Raw genomic sequence first — 19,421 nt, 5'->3', positions numbered from 1 at the left:
AAATGGCGTTAGACGAATTGCTTGAAATCGACCATATTAAAAGCCTATGGGAAAGAATCCGGTATTTAAAAAACTACAAAAGTGCACTGGTTAGACCAGTTACCATTTTCAGGCGAGACAATGGCGATAGCTCAGGAAATTTCCTTCAGACTTGAACAACTTATACTAGATGGTGGTCTTGCTCCGGAACAAAAAATGCCGTCAGAGCGCCAACTGGCGACTCGCCTGGGCGTTTCGCGTGCAGTGATACGCGAGGCATTGCATGAATTGCAGGGCCGCGGCGTGATCGAGACTCGCCACGGCAAAGGCTCTTTTGTTTCCCAAATAGTATCTACCAATGAAGAGCATACTGACGACGGCCCCCTGCTCCATATGTTCAATGGCCACCCAAGGACGCTTTACGACCTGCTCGAAGTTCGCGAACAGCTCGAAGGCCAGGCTGCGTATCTGGCGGCCAAGCGCGCCACACCGCAAGACCTGCACCGGATCACCAAAGCCTTTTCAAAGCTGGATCAGACCGACCCGCTCACCAATGCAAAGCCAGACCACAACTTTCACCAGGCCATTGTTGAGGCTTCCCATAATCCGGTTCTGGTGCATGTGCTGAACGGCTTGAAAAATCTGATGCTGCTGACCGTGCAGGCGTCCGTAGCCAACCTGAATCCACGGGAAGAAATGCGAAACAAGATCACCACTCAGCATCGGCGACTCTACCAGGCCATCATGGCAAGAAAGCCGGAATCAGCGAAACGGCTAGCGACAGCCCATGTTCGGTTTGTGAATGAATCGATGAAGGAAATCGAGCGTCAAGGTACGAAAATTATCCGGGTATCGCTGGACCGTGCATGAGGCAAAGCCGGAGCATTAGACTGCCTGGCTGCAAACTTGCATATGTAGCGGAGTGATCCACAATGGTCTTGATTTCCAAAATCACAGTCCGTAAAACATTGGCCTTTCCATAGACAGCCGCAGGAGCAACCCCATGGCGGAATCAGCGCCTTTGATCTGCAGGGACATACACAAGACGTTCGATCAACTGGAAGTGCTGAAAGGCATTTCATTGGAAACCCAGAAAGGCGACGTCGTCTCGCTGATCGGCAGTTCCGGCTCTGGCAAAAGTACGTTTCTGCGCTGCATCAACATGCTCGAAACTCCCACTTCTGGCGACATCATTGTGCACGGTGACCCGATTCGGTTCACCAAGAACCGCAAAGGTGAGCGCATACCGGCAGACAACAAACAGGTCGAACTGATTCGGGCCAAGCTGTCGATGGTGTTTCAAAGCTTCAACCTCTGGTCTCACATGACGGTTCTGGAGAATATCGTCGAAGCACCGATTCACGTTCTGAAAGTGCCCAAGAAGGAGGCCATAGAACGGGCGGAATCCTATTTGAATAAAGTCGGCATCTACGAGCGCAAGGATTACTACCCAGCGCAGATGTCGGGCGGCCAGCAGCAGCGCGCGGCCATTGCCAGGGCACTTGCCATGGAACCGGAAGTGATGCTGTTTGACGAGCCCACGTCAGCTCTGGACCCGGAGCTGGTTGGCGAGGTTCTGCGAGTCATGCAGAATCTGGCAGAAGAGGGACGCACCATGATCGTGGTCACCCACGAAATGGCGTTTGCACGGGATGTGTCGTCTCAGGTCCTGTTCTTGCATCAGGGAGTGATTGAGGAGCAAGGCACACCGGATAAGGTGTTCAACAATCCGGATTCAGAACGAATGAAGCAGTTTCTTGCTCCCAAGTTCTGAAACGCAATGCTATCTTGAAATCAGAAAGTAAAAAGTAGAAAAGCCAATAAAGCCCGCAAGGCAATTTAAGACTGGAGAAGTTACTCATGAAAAAACTGATTGTTGCAGCAAGCGCCGCACTGGCCGCCATGACCATGTTGGCCGGCGCAGCCCAGGCCCAGGAGCGCAACCTGCGCATCGCGTTCGACGTGCCTTACGCGCCGTTCGAATACAAGGACGACAACGGCGAGCTGACCGGTTTCGAAGTGGAACTGGCCGAAGCCATGTGTGAAGAAATGAACGCCAACTGCGATTTCGTTATCCAGGCGTGGGACGGCATGATTCCGGGCCTGCTGGCTCGCAAGTTCGACCTCATCATGTCTTCCATGTCCATCACGCCGGAGCGTGCAGAGCGCGTCCTGTTCTCCGAGCCGTACTACAACACTCCGGGCGGCTGGTTCGCGCGTGAAGACTTCGATACCGACGTGACCGACATGTCAGCAATGGAAGGCATGACCGTGGGCGTTCAGCGTGGTACCACCATGGATACCTACGTCACCGAAGAAATGGGTGGCATCGTGACCATCAACCGCTACACCACCGCAGACGACATGGTTCTGGACCTGGAAGGCCAGCGCCTGGACGTGGTCTTCGTGGACTATCCGGTCGGTGAAGAAACCATCCTGAGCAAAGACGGCTTCAAAGAAGTCGGCGAGCCGGTCAAGCTGGGCCAGGGCGTGGGTGTTGCCATGCGCAAGCGTGACACCGACGTGGCCGAGGAAGTCAATGCCGCACTGGCGACTCTGAAGGAAGATGGCACCTACGACACCATCATGAAGAAATACTTCAACTACGACATCAAGATGTAAAACAGCCGCGGGGTGGCCAGCCTGGCCACCCCCACTGACTGGACCCGCTTCATGCTCGACCTGAAAGGCTATGGCCCTGCATTGTTAGACGGTGCTGTGGTGACCGTTCAACTTGCGTTTCTGTCGCTGACGATGGCCCTGATTCTGGGTCTGATTGGCGCATCGGCCAAGCTATCAAACAGCCGCATAGCGGTTGGCATCGCAACCACCTACACCACCCTGATCCGCGGCGTGCCGGATCTGGTCATGATGTTGCTTTTTTATTACGGCGGCCAGGTGATGGTGAACAACATCTCAGACATGATCTGGGAAGCCTACGAAATCGATTTCTTTTTCCAGTTTGACCCGTTTATCTCCGGCGTCATCACCATCGGGCTGATTTTCGGCGCTTACATGACCGAAACCTTCCGTGGCGCGTTCCTTGCCGTTGAGAGTGGTCAGATTGAAGCCGCGCGGGCCTATGGTTTTACCCGCTGGCACACCTTTCGGCGCATCATGTTTCCGCAGATGCTGCGCCACGCCCTGCCCGGTATCGGTAACAACTGGCAGGTATTGCTGAAAACCACGGCGCTGGTGTCTATCATCGGGCTGACCGACATGGTGCGCGTGGCCGAAGAGGCTGCCAAAGCAGAACGCATGCCCTTCCATTTCTTTATCCCGGTGGCTTTTGTGTACCTGACTCTGACCGCAGGTTCAGAGCTTTTCATTCGCTGGCTCGACAAACGGGCCAATGTGGGCGTGGTCCACGGGAGCTGATCCATGCCTGAATTTCTGAACGAATTGCTCAGCCAGAACGAAATCTTCACCGGCCCGACCATCATGGAATACTGGGGCGGCCTGGTAACCACCGTCCAGCTGGTTTTTCTCTCTCTTGTTCTGGGGCTGGTTATAGCGGTGCCGCTGGCCATCATGCGCACCTCCAAGAACCCGTTGGTGAACTTTCCCGTTTGGCTATATACCTATGTCTTCCGCGGCACACCGCTGCTGATCCAGCTATACATCATCTATTACGGCATCGCACAGATCGAAGGCATCCAGCAAACCTTCTGGTGGGATATTTTCCGCGAGGCTTTCTACCCGGCCTTGCTGGCTTTCACCCTGAACACAGCCGCCTACACCACCGAGATCATTCGTGGAGCCATTATCTCAACACCCAACGGTGAGATTGAGGCTGCCAAAGCTTACGGAATGAACTGGGCAAAACGCCTGCGCCGGATCATTCTGCCCAGCGCAGCGCGGCGTGCGGTACAGGCCTATTCCAACGAAGTCATCTTTATGCTCCATGCCAGCGCCATCGCCAGCGTGGTGACTCTGGTAGACCTGACCGGTGCGGCCCGCAATATCTATTCGCGCTTTTACGCGCCGTTCGACGCGTTCATCTTTGTGGCATTGATCTACATGGCGCTGACCTTCCTTCTGGTGTTTGCCTTCCGTAAGCTGGAGAAATACCTGCTTCGCCACCAACAGCCAGTCACCAGTTAAGGCTCTTTGATTATGTCAGTCCGAAAACAACTCTTCGGAAAAAATCTGGATTGGCTGGGCCACACGACCTCTTCCACCACTCGGGTAACCGAAGAGAAAATCGTCGTCATGGAGGATGGCACGGGGATTCAGCGCCAGGACGCGGGCCTGCTGTATCTGACCCCACCGGAAGGCAGGGCGAACCCTAACAACGAAGCGCTGATTGTGTCGGCCGGCGTTCACGGCAACGAAACTGCACCAATCGAAGTACTGAATGGCCTTTTGGAAGAGCTGCTCGACGGGCAATGGCAACTGGCCTGCCCGCTTTTGTTGATACTGGGAAATCCGCTGGCCATTGATCTGGGCGAGCGCTTCATGGACGTCAACCTGAACCGGCTGTTCGGCGGCGCACACCGCAAACCTGAATACACCGGTCTGCCAGAGGCCGATCGCGCGCGCAGCCTGGAACAAGCCTGCGAAGCGTTTGCCACCCGCCATCCAGACAGGCTGAGCCACTACGACCTGCACACAGCCATTCGGCCATCCTACCGGGAACGGTTTGCACTGTATCCGTTCATCGAGGGCCGCGAGGTACCCAGGGAACAGGTGGAGTTTTTACTGGAAGCCGACGTCGACACCCTGCTGCTGCAACATCGGGAAGGCACTACCTTTGCCTCTTACTCGTCCTCAACGCTGGCAGCAGAAAGCTTTACGGTAGAACTGGGCAAAGTGCAGCCGTTTGGCCAGAACGACCTGAGCCGGTTCAGCGGCATCCGCGATGCCCTCCGACGTCGGTTCAGGGGTGAAGCAGCGCCCGCTACGAAAACAGACTCACAACCCACTATTTTCGAAGTGGTCCATGAAGTCCTGAACACCGGCGACAGTTTCCAGTTTCACATCCCGGACGACGTGGCCAACTTCACTGAGTATCAGCCCGGCACCGTCATCTGGGAAGACAGCGCCGCCCATTACGCCGTGGGTGATGTGCCGGAAGCGATCATTTTTCCCAACCGCCATGTGCCTGTTGGTCATCGGGTTGGGCTGATGATCAGGCCCGTGGGCTGAAATCCAGGGCCAGAGCCAGCCACTCTGTTCGAACGATCGAATCTATTCGTTAAACCTAATTTCTCCTGCAGGGCTGAAAGGCCGATTCTGAGCGCTCAAGAAATTCGCTTTCTTCTTGGGCAGATTGACCGCCATCAAATCGCAACGCTCGAAATTTTCCTTGCTGGTCGTATAGTTTTGATCTTTAGTCGGATCCGAAAACATAGCCCGAGAAACTTCGACATTGTTGAGCTGCCCCAGATAGACCCGGAAATAGCTTTGATAGATATCAGTCTTCCCGTGTTCGGTGTAACTCGTTCCCGTATAACGGGTGTCAAAGTCGATATCGGCTAACTCGAACGGCAATTCGGAACCGTCTGCCATCGCGACCTGATAGGTTAATTCTGGCTTAGGCTGCTTGAGCCCCATCAATTTCATGACCGTTCGACTGTGCTCGTTGAGCGGCTCTTGCGTAACATTCAATGTTTCGAAACTGGGCAATCGACTGGTAATCCAAACCTCGGAGGCACAGAACACCTCGTCGCCGTAATACCCGGCCCGCAAGAGTTGAGGGCTGCCTCTGCCTTCCAGTTCAATTTTGAGATGGTCTTCCCCATTCAGCTGTGCGATCAACTCTTGCGTTGCGCCCTCGACGCCATCGGGAAAGGTAACGATTAATCTCCGATCAATCCGTGGCGTTGATACATAGGCGACCAATGCCTCTTTGAGATCGTTCCGGTTGTGACTGCTTTGGCCTGGGATTGTGTCGAACTGGAGACGGAGCGTATCGTCCTGCTTTACCGCGCCTACAATTTTCGTCAGCCCTCGCCGCTCCAGATAGCCATTCAATGCCCATTTCACAGCCCGCTGGTCTATCTGATCTTCCTCAATCGGAATGTGCGCGACTAGCGGCTTCTGGCAACCCACAAAAAGTAAACAGACGAGAATGATCAGAAAATTACGGGGGGACATGATTAGAAATCCTTTTCTGTCGGTGTAAATCTGGCCGATCCTTGGCCTCAAACTAATGTGAGTGTCGGTTTATCGAAGCGGGGCAGTATGCTCTGGACTGGATATCAAGCTCAATACGTTTAACCAGCATACTTCACCTTATCCGCCATCCGGTTTGATCGGCGCTCAGTATCAATTCGTCTGACCTTGCGATACATCTCATCTTCTTTTTTCATTCTCCGGCCACTTGATCATCCGGCTTCGCTCCAAATATTCAGACAAATCTTTAAAAATTGTCTTGTGATCTTCGGAGTAATTATAGAGATCCGTAGCGAATATGCCTCCATCCGCACGTTGCCGCCCAAAAAAGCGCCCTCGTTCCTTGCAAGGGTACTTATTATTCTTAACGTATATCAGTAAGTGAACGAACCGACCAAGATAAGTACTGAAGTGATTTATAACCTCAAAATGGGATATATCAGACCACGGAATCTCTTTAAACGTACAATCGTCAACTTTCAAGGATTTTGGAGTGACTTCGATTACATTATTTCGAGCTCTAAAACTGGGATACCAGGTACCAAAAAGCAATAGCCCAATAAATAATGCCATCCCTGGCGCAAAATATACTGAAGTAGCTTCGTAAAGGAAGTAACCGATCAGGCCTGTTGCACCACAATGAAACAATCCCAAAGTATAAATTAAGGGTTTATCTTTCAGATAAATCCTCGTCCTGATAATTGTTGGTAGGTTTTCATTTGTGACTTCCATGTATGCAGCTCCTCACATCCCTATTATCAACAAAGCCCAATTTGCCGCATATCGCTAGCGGTAACGGCTAGAATACCCGTTGACACTTCATCTTAGAGTCACGCTAACATGGCCCCACGCGGCTCACCCGGCATCGGCAATCCCCTTCCCTGAATGTGAGCATCGAGAATGCAGGGGTGATGAAAGTTGGTGCGGTGCAATCGGTCACGATAGGTTTGCTCGTGGTGCTTGCTCCAAGATTCTGGTGATATTTTGCGCCATTTGAACGGGTCGCGATTGATGCGCTCATCCCATTCTTTGGTAACCGGATCTCTTGAGCGGAAAGGCTCGAAAATCGGCACATCGGGCAGTGGGCCGCTGACGTCCATAAACTGCTGGATCATGTCCCAGTATGCATGGATATCTTTTTGATTCATGGCGTCCGTGACAAGGCCTTTCATCCAAAGTTCATGCTTGCTATAGCGGTGCCGCAACACGAGGTTGAAATAGCGACCACCTCGGCCCGACGGGGTGTGAACCAGGTAGGCGTCGAATTCGATGAATGGTGCCTCGAAGACCGATTTACCTCCTTTGATACGGACCATTCCTTCGCGGCGATAGAGGCCTGTGGGATTGGCACGTGCGAGTCTGTCGGTCAGGTGGGCCAACAATAGGCGGCCGTATTTACCCCCGAAATAACAGAGAGCGATGAATGGGTAGATAACCTTGGCTGTGTCCCAAAGCCAAAGCCCCCCCTGGAGGTTGGGCTCGGTAAACACAACTTTAAGAATCATGAGACCGAATGGAAACAAAGATATAAAGAATGCTAGCTTCGCACACATATGCACCATGTACATAAGGCCTTGCAGTCCGCTGAGGAAGCCCTTGCTAACCGTGAACACCGCTTCACTCCATGGAAAACCATCATCCGCATCATTCTCATCCTCAAACAACCTGGCATAAGCCAACTGCACAGCCATTGAACTGGGTACAAGCGGATTCTGATAGTGTCCCCACGGCAGCCGCTGGAATGCCTTGTCCATCTCCGAATGACCGCCGGGCGGTAAGACCGGAATGGCATCGGAGCGGAAGGCTGTATCATGATAAACATCTGTCATAGGGTATTAGCCTGCAATTGTATGCCAGCGGGAAGATGTCCCTGAGAAGCCCGGGTTAATGGCCGGTTCTGATAGAGGATTCTCGATGTCGCTGGCCGGAAGCAAGCTTCCGTTAGGCATCGCAATTTGTATTTTACCTCTCAGCTTTTCTAAAAGCCGAGAGCGGCCCGCCCGGCGCCATTGGGGTTTGGGCAGGTGAAAGCGAACCATGTGACGCTCAGCGTCATAATGAACAAAGCTTGGTGCTATCGGTTTCGCTTTGTCGCCATACCCTGTTTCCATCCAGAAATGCGCCTTGAATTGATCTTCCGGCCTATCCATCAGGGAAAATGCGGCGGTACTGACCGCAATCACGTGGCCTTCTGTTCGTTTGTTTTCAAATAGCCATAGCTGTTCCTCACCAGACAGCAAGCTTCGGTCGTTAAACCAGGCCAAGCTGCCATCGATTCCGTTCAGCGGAAAAAAGGCGCTGATCAGAAACTGAAACGCATCGTCCGGGCTATCATGCAAATGCTGGAACTGGCTAGCCGCTTCCGACTTACCAAATGGCCCGTGCTTGAGCCAAATTTCCAACGTATCGTCAGTATTGAATATGCCCCAGAGGAGTCCGGCCAGCGCAACAACGAGCGCGACCGCAGCCACTGCGGCAGACAGGGTAATGCCGAGAACCGGAATTATGGCCGATCCTGCCCAATGGGAAAACATGAACACAAGAAAGCCCCCGGCGGCGGTAAAGTAGCCGGCCGCGGCATCTGTGTCGTTAGCCTGCAACCGCTCTACGCCCTCCCAAAGCGAAAGGAATACCTCCAGAACTGCACCAAAAGCTCCCGCAAATTTGGCATATGAAAGTACTCGGTCAGAAAAAAGTCGTTTGGCCACTGATTTTCCAAACGCATTGTCCATTCTATCCACATCAAGGCGAGGAGCAGTCAGCCAGGATAGGCGCGTACTTTTTGAAATATTCTCGGCTTCAACAATATGACCCAGCCAATACATGAGATTGGCTATCCCATAAACACCTATAGTTAGTTCTTTAAGAGGAATACCCTTCTCAAGGTTCGAGTTGAGAATTGACTGAGAACTTATGGCAATATTGAACCCGAACACCCCCAACATCCCCGGCGGAGCCCAACGCATCAGCGCATTACCTGCACGGGTTTGAAAACCCTTTGACATTTTGGCCGCCACGCTGTCCTTTGGCGCCAGGAACATCTCCACCTCAACCGTATTGGCTGGGGTCAGCCCCTGAAGGCCGGCGACTGAGGTCGCACTGGCCAGCAATCGTCCATTCCCGTTTCGAATAACCGCATAGTTGCCATTCATACCGGGCCCTACCCGGTTAACGACTCCCCCTTTGGGTCTTAACACCTCTACACCGTTAGGCTTACGCAAGGCATCATCGAGCTTATCGTCTGGCAGTGCGGAAATGCCGGCACCCTGGGTACCGAATTTTATCCCAAGAGGCACCATGTCGGGATTGGGATTCGCCATACTGAGATCCGCATGCCCGAGAACGAGATCTCTAAAGAAGGGGTTACCCAGCTTCATATATCGTGTGGGAATTTGCAGGGTGTCTTTCACCTGATAGATCGGGCCGTCACTGATTTTTCTGAGCAATGCCCGTTGGGTCACCAAATAGAATTCACTGCTGACATCCGCCATCAACTGGCCCATGGTGGTATAAGATTTGGCAACCCACTGAAGCAATTCCGAGTCTGCCATCTTCTGAACACTCTCCAGTACTCTGCCTCTTTCCTGCTCGCTTAACTGGTAATGCTCACGAATGGATTCCGGCAAGTCATCGGCTGCTGGCCTCTGCCCTTGTAACCACCCCATCAGCCCAGGCCGGGGCCGACCAGAACCATCATTTGGCTCGGGTTCACCGGCCGCTTCAGCGTTAGATTCTGTTGGCGCGGTCAGAAAAGCAGACAAACCGGCCTGCCCTTTTGCCAGTGTTTGGATATACCGGGCACCGGCTGAATCAAGATAGGCTTCGGTCTCTTTGGCAACCCTGCCTGCCAGAGGATCAAACTGGAATACCGAGGTTTCGAGGTGAGACAGCAACGGATTCAACGTTTGCAGCGCGATTGGGTAAAACAGCCCATTAAGTGCAAACAAATCATTGAACACCCGCACTGCATCGCCTTCCAGCAGGTTGATCCTGCGCCGGTTCAGCTCGTAACACATCGAACGACAGGCTTCCCGGTCCTCCTTGCGCAACGCCTGGTCGAGTTTGTTGAGATCCACCAAGTGCTGATAGTCCCTGTAAGGGCCACGCCGAGAACCTCTGTAATCCAGCACTGACGAATGCACCAGCATCGCACTCTTGAAATGAGGATGCTGCTGGGCAGACTCTGCCAAAGATGAAAGATAGGTCAGATGCAAACTGGTTTGGTGGGTCAGCCACTCAAGCTCGAATAGCACATCCGGCACAGGCACGCCGGGTATATGGCGTTCTTTGAGCAGCGCTAGCTGATCTTCCCCGGTTGCGGCGTTTTCCAGGCGACGCCGGACTTCATTCAGTAAATCCTTGCGTGCCGCTTCGGATTGATCCGTGGCTTCCTGACTGTCGGGGATGGACTTACTCTTGCCCGATAGAGTCCGCCATTCCTCACCAAGCATGTCTTCAACCCACCGGTTCATGCCTTTGGCAAACTCCATCGTTTCTGGGGCCTTGCACGTAAAGCCTTCCATCCGCTCCAGTTCCTCGCGAATGTTATGCAGGACGGTATTTTCGGCTTCCAGGCCACCACCGTTCAGGCTTTGTGCGACCAGCGCCGGATTGAGAGCTTCTTTTTCGCGATCAGGGTTTCTGACTGGACAGGCAGCGGCTTCGTTCAACAAGACCCAGTCATAGCTTGCCAGCTTATCGGGACCAAATCGGTCGCCGTACTGATAGCTCTCCAACGTTTTCAGGCTCTTGCAGCGAGCCTTACGACGGGCGTCGATATCATTCGCGCCACGCTTGCCATAGACCGGAATGCCCGTCAGCTCCCTGTAGGCCGCTGGAAGGTTAATAATGCCCAAGCCAGATTCGAGTGATTCAATGTATTCCCAGCTCCACTGCTGCTCGGACCAGGCCAACTCTACTTCGCCAATGGTCCACCTCGCTCGGCCGACTGTCTGAAAACGCGCTGGCACCCAGAGTGTTTCAAGTTCAACGCCCGACGTTTCGCGCACGTCTAATACGCCCGGGCCCTCTGCTTTGGCTCGCTGTCGGCAATCGGCCAGATCAATATCTCTTAGCTTGCCGTTTTCGTTGGTCTGTAGCTCCCGCCATAGAATTCCCTTCCAGAAGACATACAGATAGCCTGGTCTCAGCAGAGCGTGTCCAGTTTCGCCCTCTACCCAGGGCATCTCGGCCAACGGATATATTGGAAACAAAAGGTTGGGCTGGGTGCGGGCGGAAAGCCGGGTTGGGTGCGGTTCGTCCAGCAGCGGCAGTCGAAGCTTGCCCCCTTGTTCTTTATCGACAGTAAGCGAGAGGGTATGGTCGAAACGGTCAGCGGCACCTACTGCGTAATCACATTCATAACGCTGGTGCCATTGCCGTTGCGTCATGGCGAATTCAGCGACAGGCTCGCCACTTTTTTCCAGCAAAAGACCATGGCCCTCATGAACGTCAGTCCCTGCAACTTCCACATAGAGCTTCTCTGGTTCCCTGCAGGGTGAGCCTGTTGAAATACATGCGCCTGTCATTGTTGACTCTCCTTCCAATTCCTTTTGGACAACATTCCGTTGCTGATCGCAAGCTGACTTGCTTTACTCAGCTGTAACCAACCGTCACTCAGCGGTGGCTCGTCCTGAGCCGCTTCGTCCGCCCGTTCCGCCGTGAACGCCTGACGACCGCAAACCCAAAGCCACTGACGGACCACCCCGTGGAGCCTTGTTTTTTCTGACTCATCAAGGGTTGGGTAAAGTGAGCTGGCCACCCAGGAATCATGAAAGCGAAAGATAGCATCAGCCCCGCCTTCAACCCGGACAGATACCAGTGTTTGCAAATGCGCGGCGACAACCTCGAGGTGGTCTTTAGAGCTGAGCATCAAACCATCAAGACTGGGAAACGCACCCTGCCAATGGTGTAACCAGTCATGAGGCTGATCAATTTTCACAAGAATCGGGCTTACGTCAGAGAGAGCCTCATAGGGAGAGTTTTGATAAAGCGCCACGCTCTCCGGAAGTTCGATATGGCTGTAAATCAAACCCGGAGTGTTGAACGTGGGGTGAGCGCCCTCAAGCAGCGCATACCACTGGAGATTGCTATTCGAAAAACTCAGACCGCTGACATCCGTCACGTTCACCTCAGACATTATGACGACTCCCGGCAGGGACATTGGTCCAGAGGGCAACTCCCATCCGGTTGTTCCATGCACTTTTCGACCAGTGCCAGATTTTCGACAGCTGCGAGTTCCAACAGCTCCATAGTCTCGTCGGCCCTACCGACCGGTCTCACGGGCGTTGTCGCTAACTCAACGGGCTCCACAGCCCCACCGCTCTTCTCAACCAACCCCGGCATTTCCGGCGTCTGAACTTTCTGCCCACTGCCCTTGCCCGGCGAGCCACCGGCATTGAGTTTGATCGCCGCCCCGCTCAGGGCGACGCCACTCGGGTCGATCTTCACAAAGCTGCCACCGGCTTTCAGGGTAATTTCCGCACCGGCTTCGATGACGGCTTTCTGGCCGGCCTTGATGTGCAGTTCGGTGCCGGAGTCGCTGAGCCAGGCAGTGCCGGCTTTCAGGTGTAGAGTCCCGGTCACGTTGAAGCTGTGGTCTTTGCCGGTTTGTTCCCGTTTCTCGCCGTCGATGGTGTTGTGGCTGTTGCCTTTGATGTGGGCCTTTTGTGTGCCCTCCACCGTCTGGTGGCTGTCATTCTTGATGACTTCCGTGCGGTTGTTTTCCGTCAAAAGGTCCAGGTCTTTCTGGGCGTGGACGTAGATCTGTTCCTTGTCCGCCTCGTCCTCAAACCTCAGCTCGTTACTGCCCTCGCCCTTGTGGGTCTGGGTTTTTAAGGTGGTGCGGGTTTTATGTTCGGGCAGCGCATAGGGCGGCGTGTTGGTGGCGTGGTAGGTTCGCCCGGTGATGATCGGTTGATCCGGGTCGCCGTCCAGGAAGGACACGATGACTTCGTGACCGATTCTCGGCAGGGCCATGAAGCCATATTGGCCACCGGCCCAGCCCTGACTGACTCTGAGCCAGGCACTGCTATGTTCGTCGTTTTTGCTATAGCGGTCCCAGGGGAATCGAACTTTGACTCGCCCGTGTTCATCGCAGTGGATTTCTTCGCCCTCGGGGCCGGTGACCAGTGCGATCTGGGGGCCGTCCATGAGGGGGCGGTGGACGGTATTTGGGTTCAGCCGCCAGGTTCGGTCCGCCGGAATGGCCTGGAAGTCGTTGTGATAAGTGGTGGGTTCGCTACCCCCCTCTTCTTCCAGCGCCTGGGGCTGTTCGCCTTTGTGGGTAATGCTTGTCAACAGCCATTCCCGGTTCAGGGCGTCGTTGTCGTGTTCGGTCAGTTGCGCTTTGGCGCCCGGGGTGAAATCGGGGCGGTTGCTTTTGCCGGTGGCGGTGCTGGCGTCGCTTCTCAGGGCGTCCAGTCGTGATTCGGTAAAGGGCTGGCCGCTGGCGTCGGCTTTGAATCGGCCCGGGTAGTCGTAGTGCTGATAGTCAGCCCGCTGGGCGTCCAGTTTATCGGCCTGATGTTCGTGCATCAGGGCGTAGGCGGGGTTCTTGAAGGTGTAGTCCTTCATGGCCACGGAGGCGGCTCTGACGCGCTCCTGATAGCGGAACCGGAAGATGGCCGGTTGTTGGGTACTGCCACCGGCTTTGGTGTTGTATTCAGCCTCAGGAAGCCTGGGCGCATCACCGTGGTGATCGGCGATGATCAGTTGGGGTTGGTCTTCGCCATCCACGGATCCGTGGCTGTAGCGGTAGTGCCAGCCTTCTTCGGCGGCCAGTCGTTCCAGAAAGGCCAAATCGCTTTCCCGGTGCTGGACGCAGTATTCCCGCTCGATGGGAGTGCGTTTTAAATCAAAGGCGGTGTCGATAAGGCCCCGCTCTTCCAGCAGAGTGCGCACGATGGCGTCGGTCGTTTGCGTCTGAAAGATGCGGCTGTTGTGCATCAGGCTCAGGCGCCATAACGGCGGCTGGAAGAGGACTTCGTAGCGGGTGCGGCGGTGGCCGGTGTCGCCCCGGGCGAATTCGTTGACCACGCCGGTGAAGCGGCGCAAGGGTTCGCCGTGTTGCCAGACGATCAGATCCACCGGTTGTTCCAGCACGTCGGAGGCGGCTACGTCGGAAAAGGTACTGGCCAGGTCCAGCCGGCCCATGCACAGGCCAGACAGGCGCTCGGTCAGCTCGAAACCAACCACACTGAAAAAGTCACGGGGGAGTCCGCCAATACGGGCGGTGAATTGCAGTCCACTGGACTGGGGCATGCTTCAATCCTTTGAAAACCAAGTCCGTTTAGTTTTATAAAGCCTGGCCCACTTCCTGTGAACATCCATCAGCTTTATCGGTGGCAAAGGTAGCAAAGCGTGGGCCCTGAGTCCACGGGTGATTCAGGGCACACTTCCCATTCAGGCAAAGTGATCAGGCTGGCGCGTTCACCGGGTCAGCCACACGGCATTTGATCACATAGATGCAAACCGATGGCACCACCAACAAGGTCAGCACGGTGGATGCCAGAAGGCCAGAGATGATGGCCCAGGCCATGGGCGGCCAGAGTGTCGAGCTGGAGAATGCCAAAGGCAGCAGGCCCGCCACGGTGGTCGCCGTCGTCAGCAATATTGGCCGGGTGCGCTGCTCGACGGCTTTCCTGACCGCGTCGCGAATCTCGTCCCCTTTCTCCAGCTGCCGATCCATGACATCCAGCAACACAATCGCGTTGTTCACAACAATACCCACCAGCGCAATCACGCCCAGCAGCGACTGAAAGCCGAACGGTGAACCGGAGAGCACCAACCCCGGAAAGATCCCCACAGTCGCCAGCGGCACGGTCAGCAGAATGATCCCGACCCGACGGAAGGAATTGAACTGCAACAGCAGGAAGAACAACAACAGCAACAATCCGATTGGCGCGGTGGTCAGCAGGGCATCATTGGCCTCGCCAGATCCTTCCGCGTCACCGCCCATTTCCAGCCTGGTGCCTTCCGGCAATGGGTTCTCGGCCAGCGCAGCGTCCAACCCTTCCAGGGCCTGGCTGAAGCCATACCCCACCCGCAGGTTGGACCACACGGAATTCATCCGTGTGCCGTTACGCTGATACAGCGCAGCGGACTCCCAGTTGGTTTCCACTGTTGCAATGGCTGACAGGGGTACCGCATCGCCCTGATCGTTGTAGATATTGATCGACAACAAACGCGACAGGGACAGGTTGATCCCCTCGCGGGATCGTAATACCAGAGGAATCGGGTCATCTTCCTGTCGGTACTGTTCGGCAACAACACCGAAACTCTGGCCGTACAGGCTCTGGGCAACGTCGGAACGGTCAAGGCCGAATCGGGCAGCGCTGGCGTCGTCCACGTTGATGGCAATGCTGGGCACACCAAGATCCAGATTATGCCGCACGTCCACCGTGCCTTCGGCGGAACGCAAGGCAGAATAGACCTGCTCTACAGCCTGGGCACGCGTTTCGTCATCCGGGTGATAAACACGCACTTCTACCGGCGCAGGTCTTGGCGGCCCTTGCCCCAGAATGCCAACGGTGACCTGCAATTCAGGAAACTCCTGGCTGGCGTAAGCGCGGATCCAGCGCACCATTTCTGTGGTGTCCTCCAGAGTTGGCGTTTCCACGACCATTCGGCCACGGTTTGGCGCTGCCGGTTCCCGTTGCAGGTTGTAGTAAAAACTGGGTCCGGTAAAACCGGTGAACCGGTGAATCTGCACCGCGTTCTCTCGCGTTCGAATCGCACGCTCCAGATCCGCCGCCACGGCAGAGGTACGGTCCTGATCTGTGCCCTCGGGCATGTACATTTCCACAATGACCTGTGGTCGGTCGGCGTTGGGGAAAAACTGTTTCTTCATGAACGGGGTCATGGAAACGCTCGCCGCGACCAACACCGTGCCAGCCAGAATCAACGTGCCCGGCCGTCGGGACACCAGGCTACCCAGGGATCGCGCAAATCCGATCAGCCAGCTTTCCCGGGCCTGCTCTTCCCGTGGTTTGAGAAACCGAGCCGCCAGCAAAGGTACGGCAGAGATGGCTAACAGGTAGCTGACAGAAAGTGTCAGCATGATCATCACCGGCACACCGCGAGTGAAATCTGCGGTACCGCCTTTGGACAATAACAGAGGCGCAAACGCCGCCAACGTGGTGCCCGTCGAAGCGCCCAGCGGGCCGGCCAGATCTTTGACGGCGCGAGTCAGCGCATCCAACCGTCGCATGCCGTCATCCAGGTGCCCCTGAATGCTTTCAACGATCACGATGGCGTTGTCGATGAGGATCCCCAGCGAGATTACCATACCGATCACCGCAATCTGATGAAGCACGCCACCGCCGAGGTCGTAGAGGCCAACGCTGATCAGCGCCACCATCGGAAGAATGGACGCCACCAATAGCCCCATTCTGATACCCATGCCGGTGAACACTACCGCCACGATGATGAGTACAGAAAACAGCAGACTCAGCGCCAGGTTGTCCAGACGCTCCTGCACCTTATCCGGTTGGAAGAACATTTCACGGATCTGGTAAGGCTCGAAGTCGCCCTCGATCAGAGCCAGTCGCTCTCGAACCCGCTCACCGAAACGAATGGCATCGGTCGAGCCTTCCTCCATGTAAAGGTTAACCAGCACCACCCGCTCGCCGTCGAACCAGGCTTCCGGCTGACGGGGTTCTGCAGGGCCGCGCCATACGTCGGCGGCAGCAGCAAGGGGGACCTGGGAGCCATCTGGCAGCTCGATAGGGGTCGCACGAATCGCTTCAATGCTTTCGAATTCGCTGTTTGGAAGCACCGACACTCGCCTGCCTTCAGACACCACATAGCCACCCGGAATGGTCTGGTTACGCTGGGCCAGAGTATTCAGAACCCGCGCCGGCGAGACACCCAACCGATACATGGCGGCATCGTCCAGTGCTAAAGTAATCTGCTCATCCGTGTCGGCTTGCAGCTCGACCCGAGACATACCCCGAATGTCGGAAAGATTGCCTTTGAGCCGCTCAGCCACATCGCTCAGTTCAGCCACCGACGACGAACCGCTGACGGCCAGAATGATGGCCGGAATGTCGATCATCCGATCGTCCAGAACCATTTGCCCCACGTCGTTGGGAAATTCCAGACGCGCGCGATCCATGGCCTGACGCACCCGGTCCCAAGCGGAATCCGTATCGTAGATTGTGTCGTTCAGTCGAATTCGGAACACGGCAACGCCGGTGCGGCCGGTGGCCTGCACCGAGTCGATTTCTTCCACCTGGCGCAATTCATCTGACAGCGGTTCAAGCACCAGACGTTCAACAGCTTCGGCGCTGGCACCTGGATAACTGACCGTAATCAGTCCGGCACGATAAGGAAAAGATGGGTCTTCCTGTCGGGGCATGGTGCTGTAGGCAGCTACCCCCAGCACGCCCATCATGACGACGATCATGCCCAGCAGACGCTGGAACTTCAGCAACCGGGAAGTCATTACTTCACCTCCACGGCGTCGCCATCAGCCACCCGCGTCATACCGGCGTAGATGACCTGATCTCCGGAAGTGAGCTCTGGCGAGCTGACCACAACACGCTCTCCCACAATTCGCTCAACATCCACGGATACCCGGCGTGCCACGCCGTCGGCCACCCGAAACACACTGGCTCCGCCGTTAGATTTCATTACCGCCAGCATTGGAACCGTCGTGGCAGAAGTGACGGTCGGGGTAATACCCACTTCAACCGGCTCACCCGGCTGCAACGTGCCTGCAGGCAGGCTGACAAGAATGGGGTGAAGTTCGCCACGAACGCTGCCCGCCTGCGCAATTTCCACAACCGAACCGGTGATTGGCGGCCTGGCACGATTCTGAACCGACCAGACAGGCAACTCGTTACCCAGAGTTACGTGGCTAAGCATATAGGCAGGCACCCGCACTTCCACTTCCCGCCCCTGCGGCGAAGACAGACGAAGCACCGGCTGACCCGATGCCACGAATTCATCCTGTTCGACCAACAGCGCTTCTACTCGACCGCCAAAGGGGGCGCGCAGTTCGCTTTCTTCCAGCAGCCGGGTCGCCTCGGCAAGCGACGCCCGGGCAGTGGCCATGCTGGCTTTCAAAGTGTCACGCCGCGAAGCCAACTGCTCCAGGCTCTGTTCAGAAACCACGCCACGCTCGTGCAAACGGCGAGACCGTTCCCATTCCCGCTGTGCCTGCTGATACTGGGTACGAAGCTCGTCCAGCCGCGCCGCCGCTGAATCCCTGGCAGGCTCCAGTGCCGGATTGTAAACCCGCGCCAGCAGATCACCTGCCGCCACTTGCTGCCCCAGCTCCACCGCCTGCTCCTTCAGCGTACCGCTGACCTGAAAGGTCAGGGTTGCCCGCTGTGCAGCCTGAACAATGCCGGAGAACCGCAGTGAAATACCTTCAGTCTGACCACCCGTCACATCCGCTGTTCGCACAGCAATGGCCTGCGCCTGCTGCGCGCCCTGAGGCTCTGCGGACTTGCACCCGGCCACTGAAATCACTGTGGTGGCCATGAATATTCCGATCAGCGAATTGCGGATAGTCATCTTGTTCGATCCTTTTCTGAGAGTCCTTTCTGCACTTTGGTCAATCTACGATATGGACATAATGTCATTCTTTGACAAATTGTCAATAATGGGTTTTCATAAAGCTGGAACGATCGATCAATGTCGCCAACCATTAGTGGAATTCCATGTCAGAACCGCTGAAAACCCGAAGAGAAAAAGAGAAGCAGGCACGCCACGAAGCCATACTGGATGCCGCAGAGCTGGTTTTTTCCGAAAAAGGCTATGAGCGGACGTCCATGGACGACATTGCCCGCACCGCCAGCCTCAGCCGCGCGCTTCTGTACGTGTACTTCAAGGACAAGTCGGCGATCCAGAGAGGCATTATGCTGCGAGCGGGGAAAAGCCTGTGTCGCCGTTTCGAAGAGGCAAAAGCAACAGCAAGCTCGGGGCTGGCACAGATTTCAGCGATGGGGCACGCCTACTATCAGTTTTACCGGGACGAACCCGACTATTTCTCAGCGCTAACCATGGCTTCTACGGCCGTAGCAGAGGCAGATGACGATCAGGCACAAGCCATGATCTGCTCGAAAGCAGAGACAATGGGTCAGATGGTAGAAGCCATTCGGGCAGGGCTTGAAGACGGCAGTGTCAGCCGGGAAAGGGTGAAAGACCCCATGGAAACCGCGCTTTACCTCCGGGGAGCTTTACACGGGGTCATCATGTTATGCCAGAGCGAACAGGGGGAGATGACAGAGCCTAAGATTTCGGGCCAGTTCCCGGCCGACTCACTGATTCGACATACCATGGAGATGCTAACGACCTCGCTGGCATCCTGATGGGCA

The 19,421-nt window shown here is 55.4% G+C and carries 15 protein-coding genes; 7 read left to right on the top strand and 8 right to left on the bottom strand.

Going from position 1 to position 19,421, the window contains the following annotated elements:
- Positions 1-120 precede the first annotated feature (120 nt).
- The 6 genes from QLQ17_RS04230 (at position 121) to astE (ending at position 5,127) form a co-directional block, all read left to right on the top strand.
- Entirely contained in the window at positions 121-849 is a 729-nt protein-coding gene (locus QLQ17_RS04230; protein ID WP_283208289.1) for an FCD domain-containing protein, read from the top strand.
- Positions 850-982: 133 nt separating this feature from the next.
- Complete coding sequence (locus tag QLQ17_RS04225) at positions 983-1,753, top strand: ABC transporter ATP-binding protein (protein WP_283208288.1); 771 nt, start codon at positions 983-985, stop codon at positions 1,751-1,753.
- A gap of 86 nt (positions 1,754-1,839) precedes the next feature.
- Complete coding sequence (locus QLQ17_RS04220) at positions 1,840-2,601, top strand: transporter substrate-binding domain-containing protein (RefSeq protein ID WP_283208287.1); 762 nt, start codon at positions 1,840-1,842, stop codon at positions 2,599-2,601.
- Between the two features lie 51 nt (positions 2,602-2,652).
- Positions 2,653-3,357, top strand: coding sequence for an ABC transporter permease (locus tag QLQ17_RS04215; protein ID WP_283208286.1), 705 nt, complete (start codon positions 2,653-2,655; stop codon positions 3,355-3,357).
- 3 nt (positions 3,358-3,360) lie between these two features.
- Positions 3,361-4,083 (top strand): ABC transporter permease, encoded by a 723-nt coding sequence (locus QLQ17_RS04210; RefSeq protein ID WP_283208285.1) that lies wholly within the window; start codon positions 3,361-3,363, stop codon positions 4,081-4,083.
- 12 nt (positions 4,084-4,095) lie between these two features.
- Positions 4,096-5,127 (top strand): succinylglutamate desuccinylase, encoded by a 1,032-nt coding sequence (gene astE / locus QLQ17_RS04205; protein ID WP_283208284.1) that lies wholly within the window; start codon positions 4,096-4,098, stop codon positions 5,125-5,127.
- 42 nt (positions 5,128-5,169) lie between these two features.
- On the opposite strand, the gene QLQ17_RS04200 is transcribed toward astE, so the two are convergent.
- The 8 genes from QLQ17_RS04200 to QLQ17_RS04165 form a co-directional block, all read right to left on the bottom strand.
- Positions 5,170-5,967, bottom strand: a complete 798-nt coding sequence (locus QLQ17_RS04200) for a hypothetical protein (RefSeq protein WP_283208283.1) — start codon at positions 5,965-5,967, stop codon at positions 5,170-5,172.
- Between the two features lie 309 nt (positions 5,968-6,276).
- Positions 6,277-6,828, bottom strand: coding sequence for a hypothetical protein (locus tag QLQ17_RS04195; RefSeq protein ID WP_283208282.1), 552 nt, complete (start codon positions 6,826-6,828; stop codon positions 6,277-6,279).
- Between the two features lie 98 nt (positions 6,829-6,926).
- On the bottom strand, positions 6,927-7,925 hold the full coding sequence (locus QLQ17_RS04190) for a hypothetical protein (RefSeq protein ID WP_283208281.1): 999 nt from the start codon (positions 7,923-7,925) through the stop codon (positions 6,927-6,929).
- A gap of 6 nt (positions 7,926-7,931) precedes the next feature.
- On the bottom strand, positions 7,932-11,624 hold the full coding sequence (locus QLQ17_RS04185; protein WP_283208280.1) for a toxin VasX: 3,693 nt from the start codon (positions 11,622-11,624) through the stop codon (positions 7,932-7,934).
- Complete coding sequence (locus tag QLQ17_RS04180) at positions 11,621-12,235, bottom strand: DUF4123 domain-containing protein (RefSeq protein ID WP_283208279.1); 615 nt, start codon at positions 12,233-12,235, stop codon at positions 11,621-11,623. The genes QLQ17_RS04185 and QLQ17_RS04180 overlap by 4 nt, the downstream gene beginning before the upstream one ends.
- Positions 12,235-14,358, bottom strand: coding sequence for a type VI secretion system Vgr family protein (locus QLQ17_RS04175; RefSeq protein WP_283208278.1), 2,124 nt, complete (start codon positions 14,356-14,358; stop codon positions 12,235-12,237). Before QLQ17_RS04175 ends, QLQ17_RS04180 begins: the two co-directional genes overlap by 1 nt.
- 154 nt (positions 14,359-14,512) lie before the next feature.
- The gene (locus QLQ17_RS04170; RefSeq protein WP_283208277.1) at positions 14,513-17,542 is read right to left on the bottom strand and encodes an efflux RND transporter permease subunit; all 3,030 of its coding nucleotides are present in this window, start codon (positions 17,540-17,542) and stop codon (positions 14,513-14,515) included.
- A complete protein-coding gene (locus QLQ17_RS04165; RefSeq protein ID WP_283208276.1) occupies positions 17,542-18,618 on the bottom strand; it encodes an efflux RND transporter periplasmic adaptor subunit in 1,077 nt (358 codons plus the stop codon). Before QLQ17_RS04165 ends, QLQ17_RS04170 begins: the two co-directional genes overlap by 1 nt.
- A 146-nt stretch (positions 18,619-18,764) precedes the next feature.
- On the opposite strand from QLQ17_RS04165, the gene QLQ17_RS04160 reads away from it, so the two are divergent.
- The gene (locus QLQ17_RS04160; RefSeq protein WP_283208275.1) at positions 18,765-19,415 is read left to right on the top strand and encodes a TetR/AcrR family transcriptional regulator; all 651 of its coding nucleotides are present in this window, start codon (positions 18,765-18,767) and stop codon (positions 19,413-19,415) included.
- Positions 19,416-19,421 lie beyond the last annotated feature (6 nt).

This window comes from Marinobacter sp. CHS3-4, from assembly GCF_030053415.1.
Lineage (GTDB): Bacteria > Pseudomonadota > Gammaproteobacteria > Pseudomonadales > Oleiphilaceae > Marinobacter.
The sequence above is the reverse complement of the archived record's forward strand: the minus strand, read 5'-3'. Positions and strand labels throughout refer to the sequence as shown.

What these genes read in the sequence shown, in the direction of transcription:
- QLQ17_RS04230 (WP_283208289.1), top strand. Translation starts at nt 121, where the DNA reads ATGGCGATAGCTCAGGAAATTTCCTTCAGACTTGAACAACTTATACTA.
- QLQ17_RS04165 (WP_283208276.1), bottom strand. Translation starts at nt 18,618, where the DNA reads ATGACTATCCGCAATTCGCTGATCGGAATATTCATGGCCACCACAGTG.
- QLQ17_RS04190 (WP_283208281.1), bottom strand. Translation starts at nt 7,925, where the DNA reads ATGACAGATGTTTATCATGATACAGCCTTCCGCTCCGATGCCATTCCG.
- QLQ17_RS04210 (WP_283208285.1), top strand. Translation starts at nt 3,361, where the DNA reads ATGCCTGAATTTCTGAACGAATTGCTCAGCCAGAACGAAATCTTCACC.
- QLQ17_RS04195 (WP_283208282.1), bottom strand. Translation starts at nt 6,828, where the DNA reads ATGGAAGTCACAAATGAAAACCTACCAACAATTATCAGGACGAGGATT.
- astE (WP_283208284.1), top strand. Translation starts at nt 4,096, where the DNA reads ATGTCAGTCCGAAAACAACTCTTCGGAAAAAATCTGGATTGGCTGGGC.
- QLQ17_RS04215 (WP_283208286.1), top strand. Translation starts at nt 2,653, where the DNA reads ATGCTCGACCTGAAAGGCTATGGCCCTGCATTGTTAGACGGTGCTGTG.
- QLQ17_RS04225 (WP_283208288.1), top strand. Translation starts at nt 983, where the DNA reads ATGGCGGAATCAGCGCCTTTGATCTGCAGGGACATACACAAGACGTTC.
- QLQ17_RS04170 (WP_283208277.1), bottom strand. Translation starts at nt 17,542, where the DNA reads ATGACTTCCCGGTTGCTGAAGTTCCAGCGTCTGCTGGGCATGATCGTC.
- QLQ17_RS04220 (WP_283208287.1), top strand. Translation starts at nt 1,840, where the DNA reads ATGAAAAAACTGATTGTTGCAGCAAGCGCCGCACTGGCCGCCATGACC.
- QLQ17_RS04185 (WP_283208280.1), bottom strand. Translation starts at nt 11,624, where the DNA reads ATGACAGGCGCATGTATTTCAACAGGCTCACCCTGCAGGGAACCAGAG.
- QLQ17_RS04160 (WP_283208275.1), top strand. Translation starts at nt 18,765, where the DNA reads ATGTCAGAACCGCTGAAAACCCGAAGAGAAAAAGAGAAGCAGGCACGC.
- QLQ17_RS04180 (WP_283208279.1), bottom strand. Translation starts at nt 12,235, where the DNA reads ATGTCTGAGGTGAACGTGACGGATGTCAGCGGTCTGAGTTTTTCGAAT.
- QLQ17_RS04175 (WP_283208278.1), bottom strand. Translation starts at nt 14,358, where the DNA reads ATGCCCCAGTCCAGTGGACTGCAATTCACCGCCCGTATTGGCGGACTC.